This is a genomic window from Acinetobacter sp. CIP 102129 (assembly GCF_000368305.1).
GTDB classification, from domain to species: Bacteria; Pseudomonadota; Gammaproteobacteria; order Pseudomonadales; family Moraxellaceae; genus Acinetobacter; species Acinetobacter parvus.
Window position 1 is genome coordinate 44018 of record NZ_KB849334.1, and the last position, 7348, is coordinate 51365.

At 39.7% G+C, this 7348-nt stretch carries 5 protein-coding genes and 1 pseudogene; 2 read left to right on the forward strand and 4 right to left on the reverse strand.

Annotation, left to right across the window (positions count from 1 at the left end):
* Window positions 1–215 precede the first annotated feature (215 nt).
* The 3 genes and pseudogenes from F973_RS14270 to F973_RS01025 form a co-directional block, all read right to left on the reverse strand.
* A protein-coding gene (locus tag F973_RS14270) for an IS3 family transposase (RefSeq protein WP_228127453.1) occupies window positions 216–1348 on the reverse strand; the annotation gives its coding sequence in 2 pieces (ribosomal slippage) (window positions 216–1096 and window positions 1096–1348; 1134 coding nt in all).
* A 90-nt stretch (window positions 1349–1438) separates the two neighbouring features.
* Window positions 1439–1654, reverse strand: a pseudogene (locus F973_RS01020) (transporter); the annotation flags it as partial.
* Window positions 1655–1983: 329 nt separating this feature from the next.
* Window positions 1984–3210, reverse strand: a complete 1227-nt coding sequence (locus F973_RS01025; protein ID WP_004758962.1) for an OmpP1/FadL family transporter — start codon at window positions 3208–3210, stop codon at window positions 1984–1986.
* 235 nt (window positions 3211–3445) lie between these two features.
* Here F973_RS01025 and F973_RS01030 point away from each other — a divergent pair, with 235 nt between their 5' ends.
* Together F973_RS01030 and F973_RS01035 are read left to right on the forward strand one after the other, a co-directional pair.
* Window positions 3446–4450 carry a phosphotransferase enzyme family protein gene (locus tag F973_RS01030; RefSeq protein ID WP_004681103.1) on the forward strand — a complete coding sequence of 335 codons (1005 nt, stop codon included), beginning with the start codon at window positions 3446–3448 and terminating at the stop codon, window positions 4448–4450.
* A 98-nt stretch (window positions 4451–4548) separates the two neighbouring features.
* Window positions 4549–5583: an AraC-like transcriptional regulator QhpR gene (locus F973_RS01035; protein ID WP_004681105.1), complete on the forward strand. Its 1035-nt coding sequence runs from the start codon at window positions 4549–4551 to the stop codon at window positions 5581–5583.
* Between the two features lie 68 nt (window positions 5584–5651).
* Here F973_RS01035 and F973_RS01040 read toward each other — a convergent pair whose 3' ends face one another.
* A complete protein-coding gene (locus F973_RS01040; RefSeq protein ID WP_004758963.1) occupies window positions 5652–6995 on the reverse strand; it encodes an aspartate aminotransferase family protein in 1344 nt (447 codons plus the stop codon).
* Window positions 6996–7348 lie beyond the last annotated feature (353 nt).

Genomic DNA, 7348 nt, shown 5'->3' on the forward strand with positions numbered 1-7348 from the left:
TGGGAAAAAAGAAGAGTTTAAGGAAATTTTGGCAATTTTAAGAAGGCAGAACCCTGATAGGATAAGGGTTCTGTGAAATTTGTCGTGTACAGAGAATAATCCTAGTGAAATATTATCGGTTGGCTGTATTTTAATCGCTGCAGAAGGGAAGTAGAGAGGTGGTCCCACATGTTTGAACAACTAAAAGCTTATTTATAAGTGATACTCTGCTCTAGTTAAGCTACCTTATTTTGTTGTGGTAGCTGGTCATAGTAAAACTCATCTGGAGTCATTTTGTCCAGACTCGAATGAGGTCGTTTCAAATTATAAAATTCAAAATATGCGTTTAATTGCTTCTTCGCATCCAAAACATTGCTGTAGGCTTTGAGATACACCTCTTCATATTTAACGCTCCGCCATAATCGTTCAACCATCACATTATCAACCCATCGACCTTTACCATCCATACTGATTTGAATGCCATTTGATTTCAATACATCAATAAATGCATCACTGGTAAACTGACTGCCTTGGTCTGTATTAAATATTTCAGGTCGACCATATTTTTCAATAGCTTCATTTAATGTTTCTATGCAAAATGTAACCTCCATACTAATCGATACTCTATGCGCAAGTACCTTGCGGCTATGCCAATCAATCACAGCACATAAATAAACAAAGCCTTTTGCCATAGGGATATACGTTATATCCGTAGACCACACTTGATTACTGCGCTGAATAGCCAATCCTTTGAGCAGATATGGATATTTACGGTGAGCTTGATTGGCCTGACTTAGATTTGGTTTACGATATAACGCATTAATGCCCATTTTCTTCATTAAAGTACGTGTATGACGTCGTCCTATATGATGTCCTTGACGATTCAACAAATCACGCATCATACGGCTACCTGCAAAAGGGTATTGCATATGTAACTCATCCATACAGCGCATCAGCTTCAGATCTGATTCACTCACAGGTTTTGGGCGATAGTAATAACAACCACGGGAGACTTTCAGCAGCTTAGCTTGCTTAGATACTGAAATCTGAAGTGAGTCATCGATTAACTTTTGTGGTTGAAGCGGCCCAGTTTCTTCAACACACCTTCTAAAAAATCAATTTCTAATGCCTGCTCACCGATTTTTGCATGTAGTTTTTTTAGATCGATGGGTGGTTCTGTTGGAGCTTTTGATTGATCGAAAGCTTGCGAGGAAGCTGAAATCAGTTGATTTTTCCAGTCGATAATTTGGTTTTGATGAACATCAAATTCAGCACTCAATTCAGCAAGTGTTTTTTCTGCTTTAATCGCAGCAAGTGCTACCTTAGCTTTAAAATCATTTGAATGATTTCTTCTTGGTCTACGTGCCATAAAATACTCCATATATTGATGTTTATAACATCATTTGGGGAGCAAAATATCACTTATAAGTGTTGTTCAAATTTCCTGATCCACCTCTTAGTAATCATCTCCCATATCACTGATTTTTTCATCTTTAACAACTGTAGAGGTACCTTCTACAGTTGGATCAATTACTGTAAAACCAGCTTCAGCATAGTTGCCCGATTGAAAAAAAGCAGACATTGATTGCCCAGATCGATCTAGACCGCCAGCTATGACAGAAGTTGTTGGGATTAAGCTGAGCAAAATAGCCGAGCTAAGAGCTGTAAGCTTCATAGGGAACATTCCTTGTTGTAGCTTTAAGTAAGTGATTGGCACGAAAAGTAACATAAATACAAAAAGAGTAAATGCTCAACTACGGTTGTAAAATGAACTGAAAAGTTAAAAAATATACTTGTGTAGAGTAAAAACACTAAAAAAAAATATTAATTTTATGATTTATATGGATTTATTTTTAAATGCTGAGTGGCTGATTGAATATTATGCAAAATGTTTAAGTGTTTATTTGTTGCTCAAATGAATCACAAGTGTATAAAAAAGAGCGTAGATGTCATTGTTGAAAAAGAAAAAACCATCTTTACAGATGGTTTTTTCAGCATTAATAATTAGAATTTGTAGCCCATTTTTAGGCCGTATGCGATTGCATGGTTATCTTTGAATTCTGCTACATAACCTGCTGTATCAAACTGAGCGCCAGTTTGGGCTTTAGCATCACCTAACCAAAAGTATTTCACGCCGCCAGCAATGAAAGTTTGTGGTGTTGGGCTAAATTGAGCACCTAAACCTACATTCCAATAACCTTCTGTTGGACCTAGCGTGTCTACAGGATTACCTGCACCAGAGTCCCAACCTACAGAAACGTTACCTGCCCATTGATCATTTAACTTACGTCCAACACCTACTGTTGCAGAAATTTGGTCGTCAGTATATGCAACAAGATCAAATTCAGGCTTACCACTTTGACTTTGTACAAGTGCATTTTTACTTGCTAAACCAAACTTATAAGGTTGAATAGAGAAATTTGACCAATCAACCCAACGAACATTAGCAAAAGCAACTGTATTTGCCATGATGCCTGTTTGGAAATCTAGGTTTACAGATTGTGGGGTCGTGATATCTGTATTTAGAGAAGGTGCTGCATTTAAACCAGCAAATAGACCAGCTGAATTAAAACTTTCTTTAACATTTACAGAGTGCTCAATTTCAGAGCGATATGTAACAGATGCTTTTAATGCAATATCAGGAATTTGAAAAGCCGCACCAGCTAACCAGCCAATATCACCAGTTTCTTTAATACTTGCATTATAGCCACCAAAAGTAGCACTTCCATCGTATGCTAAGCCACGAAGTTGAACATCACCTTCAATGGTTTGATAAACAGGACCAGCATAGAAATTAAAGTTTTCAGTTGGTTGGTAGCCAAATATCATTGAAATACTTTGTGACTTTACTTCAACTTCAGTTGGCTCGGTACCATTATGAAATAATCCTGACCCATTTAGCGCTAAAGCTGAATCAGTAGTTGAATACGTAACATCAGCACCAAATGGCTGATCGTAAAGTAAACCAAACGAGAAGTGATCAGTAACTTGTAGTTTTAGTGCCGCGCTAGGGAAGTAATAATCATCACCCATGTCAGATAGTGATGAGCCATTAGCATTAGCTTTACCAGATACATCTGGATCTAATACAGAAATACCTGCTTCAAAATAGTTACCAGGTTGCAAGAATGCAGAGATTGACTGACCTGAACTATCTAGAGCAGCGGCAAATGCCCCCGTCATTGGTACAGTTGCTAAAATCATTGCTGTCGTTAATGTCTTTAATTTCATTCTACGTCTTTCCTTGAGGTGCAAATGTTTGTTGCTCATTTTGTGTTTTTTCATGATGCTCGATCACCTTTTCACCAAATTCGACCACTTTAATATCGGTGAAATATCGGCTTTAAACTTGACAATAAATCATGAGCATAGTCGCTTGAAGTCAAGTTGCTCTTTTTTTTCTTTTATAAGATCAGCTCAAAGTCTGGGACTCCGCACCCAAGATCAGCATGAAAAGGAGTACAACATGAGCGTCCAACAAAATGAATATTTAAGCATTCAACAACTCTACGAATTGGCAAAAAAAGCCATGCAAACCTATCCAGCATGCTATCAAGGCGAGATCAAATTACTCTGCCAATCTGAAAATGCCACCTTTGTTGTGAAAACCGCTCAACAACAATATGCACTACGCATTCATCGTCCCAATTATCATTCCAAACAACAAATCGAAAGTGAACTAGCATGGTTAGATGCGTTAAATGCGCATGGCATCGCGGTGCCGATTGCCATTGCCGACTGTCATGGAGATAAAGTCCAAACATTGGCACTCAGTCCAGATATTTCAAGGCATGCAGTGCTCTTTCATTGGGTGAAAGGTGTAATGCCTACAGCAGATAATGTCGATCCATGTGATTTTAAGCAGTTGGGTGAAATCACAGCACAACTGCACCTGCACAGTAAAACATGGGAGATGCCAGCCTACTTCCAACGTATTGTTTGGGATCATGAAAGTATGGTTTTTGCCGATGGACATTGGGGTGACTGGCGTCATGCCCCACAGTTAAAATCGGTAGATCATGCCGTGATTGATGAGGCAATTTGCCGTGTTGCCACCGAGCTAAATCAATTTGGGAAGTCCAAAGATCACTATGGGCTGATCCATGCTGACCTCAGACTGACCAATCTGTTGTTGAATGAAAAAAAGGTTGGTGTGATTGATTTTGACGACTGCGGCATGGGCTGGTTTATGCATGACTTAGCTGCAGCAATTAGTTTTAATGAACACTATACTGCTGCACCCAAGTGGGTCGAACAATGGTTGAATGGTTATGAAAAAATTGGGCATGTGAGTGCAGAAGAGTATGCGTTGGTTCCCACCTTTATTATGCAACGTAGAATCCAATTGATGGCTTGGTTCGGTTCACATGCCTATACCGACATGGCCAAAAGTTTGGGAGCTCAATGGTCGGATGAAACTGTGCGACTTTGCAAAAAATATCTTAACAACCAAATTCCAGCAGGTATATAAAAAAATACCTGTAGGCAGAAGCAAACCGTAAAGCATTGAATGGCATAGCTCTTGCTTAATTTAGAACAATAACGGTTCTGTATTAAAAGAGGCTATGCATGATTCAATTTAATCCTCTCTCCATCAACGCTCAAGACATCAGCAACCAAGGCATTTTATCAGCTGCCGCGACAGGCCTAAGTGACTTTATTCTGCATAAAGGTGCCGATGTCGATCGCATTTTTGGGATCAGTGGTATTAATCCTGAATTATTGCTCAGCCCCACCCTCAGTTTGCAACTCACCAATTATTGCGAAGTCTTGGAACAATCCGCAAAACTATCACATTGCGATAATTTCGGACTGCATTATGGACAGCAATTTCATCCCAAAGCTTTAGGACTGATTGGCTATATTGGTTTATGTTCAGCATCGCTGGAAGATGCATTAAAGAACATGACCTCACATTTTAATCTGCATCAAAAAGATACTTTATGCCGTATGGTTGAAGTCAATGATGCCTATCGTTTCGACTACCAAGTCCAGCATGGTGCAATTTTATCGCGACGACAAGATGCCGAACTCACAGTGGGCATGTTTATGAATGTAATTCGTGAAGTCTTGGGCACACACTATTCACCACGCGAAATTCATTTTGAACACCCACGTCCCGAGTTTTGGCAAGAACACAGTAAACTGTTTAATGCATCAGTGTTTTTTGATCAGCCATTCAATTCAATTTTGATTGCCAAATCAGACCTTAAAACCGCAATGCCACAGTCGGACCCGTTGCTGCTCACCATGATGCTCGACACTTTAAAAATTCTGAATACGCAATCGCAGTCACAAAGTTTAACCAATCAAGTCCGTGCACACATTCAGCAAGATTTGATTCATGGTGAACCCAACTTGGAAAAAGTTGCACTAGATTTACATATGAGTCCATGTACCTTATCACGGCGCTTAAAATCACACGACATCACCTTTACTCAACTAATTGATCAAGTTCGTTATGAACTGGCCAAACACTATATTCAACAGAAGAATTTACCGATTTCTGAAGTAGCATTTTTATTAGGCTATTCCGAAGTCAGTGCCTTTTCCCGTGCATTCAAGCGTTGGTTTGGCTGTACACCACGCCAATTACGACATTAAGTGGTAAGACATCAATAAAAAAGAAACCCCGCTCATTGAGCGGGGTTAAATATGTATGACATTTAAGTTTATTTTTGCAGTTTACTTAAGGCTTGATCCAATGCTCCAACCAACCAATCAATATCCTTTTCTTGGAACACCAATGGTGGACGTAACTTCAAGACATTGCCATATGGTCCCGCAACAGAGGTCAGCACACGATGCGTATTACGCAATTCTTCAATCAAATCCAGTGCCAGAGCTTTATCAGGCATTTTGGTGAAACGATCTTGTACCAATTCGAAACCAATAAATAAACCAGCACCACGCACATCACCAACACAGTCATACTTTTCCATCAGCTTACGCAATTCTGTCAAAAGTAGACCACCAAGGCGCTGACTATGGGCTTGTAACTCTTCTTCTTGAATAGTTTTCAGCACGGCCTGCGCCGCTGCCATCGCCACAGGATTCCCCCCAAAGGTATTGAAATAAGGGATTTTTTGACTAAACGCAGACAACACATGATCTTTCGCGAGTAAACCTGATACTGGAATACCATTGCCCATCGGCTTGCCTGTGGTAATGATGTCGGGCACCACACCATGACGCCCAAAACCCCAAAAAGAATCGCCTGTACGAGCAAAACCAGGCTGTACTTCATCAGCAATGAAAATACCACCATTGGCATGCACTACATCCACTGCTTTTTTCAGGAAACCAATAGGATTTGGTATTACCCCGTCTGATGAAAAAATGGAATCGGCTAAGAAGCCTGCAAACTTGATGCCATTGGCATTCATATCATCAATTTGTGCTTGAATTTGCGCGGCGAACCAGTCACCTAAATCTTCACCCTCAAAACGATATTGATCAGGTGCTGCCACCAAACGAGTTGTAGCAGCTAAGGTCTGTCCTGTACCAAGCGCAGGCGAACAGCCCGAAGTAAGATCACTAGTACCATGATAGGCTTCTTGCGACACAATAATACCCGTACCACCACTGTATTCACGGGCAATACGAATGGCCAAATCATTCGCCTCAGAACCCGTACACATATACATGGCTTTGTTAATTTCAGTCGGTGTGGTCGCTAAAAGTTCGTCGGTATAATCTAAAATGCGCTCATGTAAATAACGAGTATGTGTATTCAACATTTGCATTTGTTCATTTACGGCATTGATTACCGCAGGATGGCAATGTCCTATACTAGCGACATTGTTATAAGCATCCAAGTATTGATTGCCTGCAGCATCCCAAAGGTATTGTCCTTGCCCTTTTACAAGATGCACTGGGTTTCGATAAAACAAGCGGTAAGATTCACCTAAATTTTGGCTACGTCGATCGGTCAGTTTTCGGGTTTCAGAATCTAGTGCACTCGCATGCTCGGCACGGAAGCTATTGGTATCCATAATGGTAGATCGCGTATTCATCTACTATTCCTCTCTCACAAACTGTTTTTTAGTGCATTTGAATGATTTTTATATTGCACACTGCTCATTTTAAAGACTTGACTTTAGAGCGCGATATGTAATTTTTGAAGTCAAATCTTATAAGATAATTTCTTCACAATACGAGTGATAGGATATCTATCTGAGCACTTTTATTATGAAAAGTGAATAAATAGCCTTTAAATGAATTCGCTAAAGAAGAGAGGTGGTCCCACATGTTTGAACAACTAAAAGCTTATTTCTCTGTACACGACAAAAATAGATAACTCATTGAAATAATGTCATAATAATTGTTTTCTAACGACGAATACTATGACACATCTCAATGAGTTATA

Excerpts from the sequence above, each read along its gene's own strand:
- F973_RS01025 (WP_004758962.1), bottom strand. The coding sequence starts at position 3,210 with ATGAAATTAAAGACATTAACGACAGCAATGATTTTAGCAACTGTACCA.
- F973_RS01030 (WP_004681103.1), top strand. The coding sequence starts at position 3,446 with ATGAGCGTCCAACAAAATGAATATTTAAGCATTCAACAACTCTACGAA.
- F973_RS01035 (WP_004681105.1), top strand. The coding sequence starts at position 4,549 with ATGATTCAATTTAATCCTCTCTCCATCAACGCTCAAGACATCAGCAAC.
- F973_RS01040 (WP_004758963.1), bottom strand. The coding sequence starts at position 6,995 with ATGAATACGCGATCTACCATTATGGATACCAATAGCTTCCGTGCCGAG.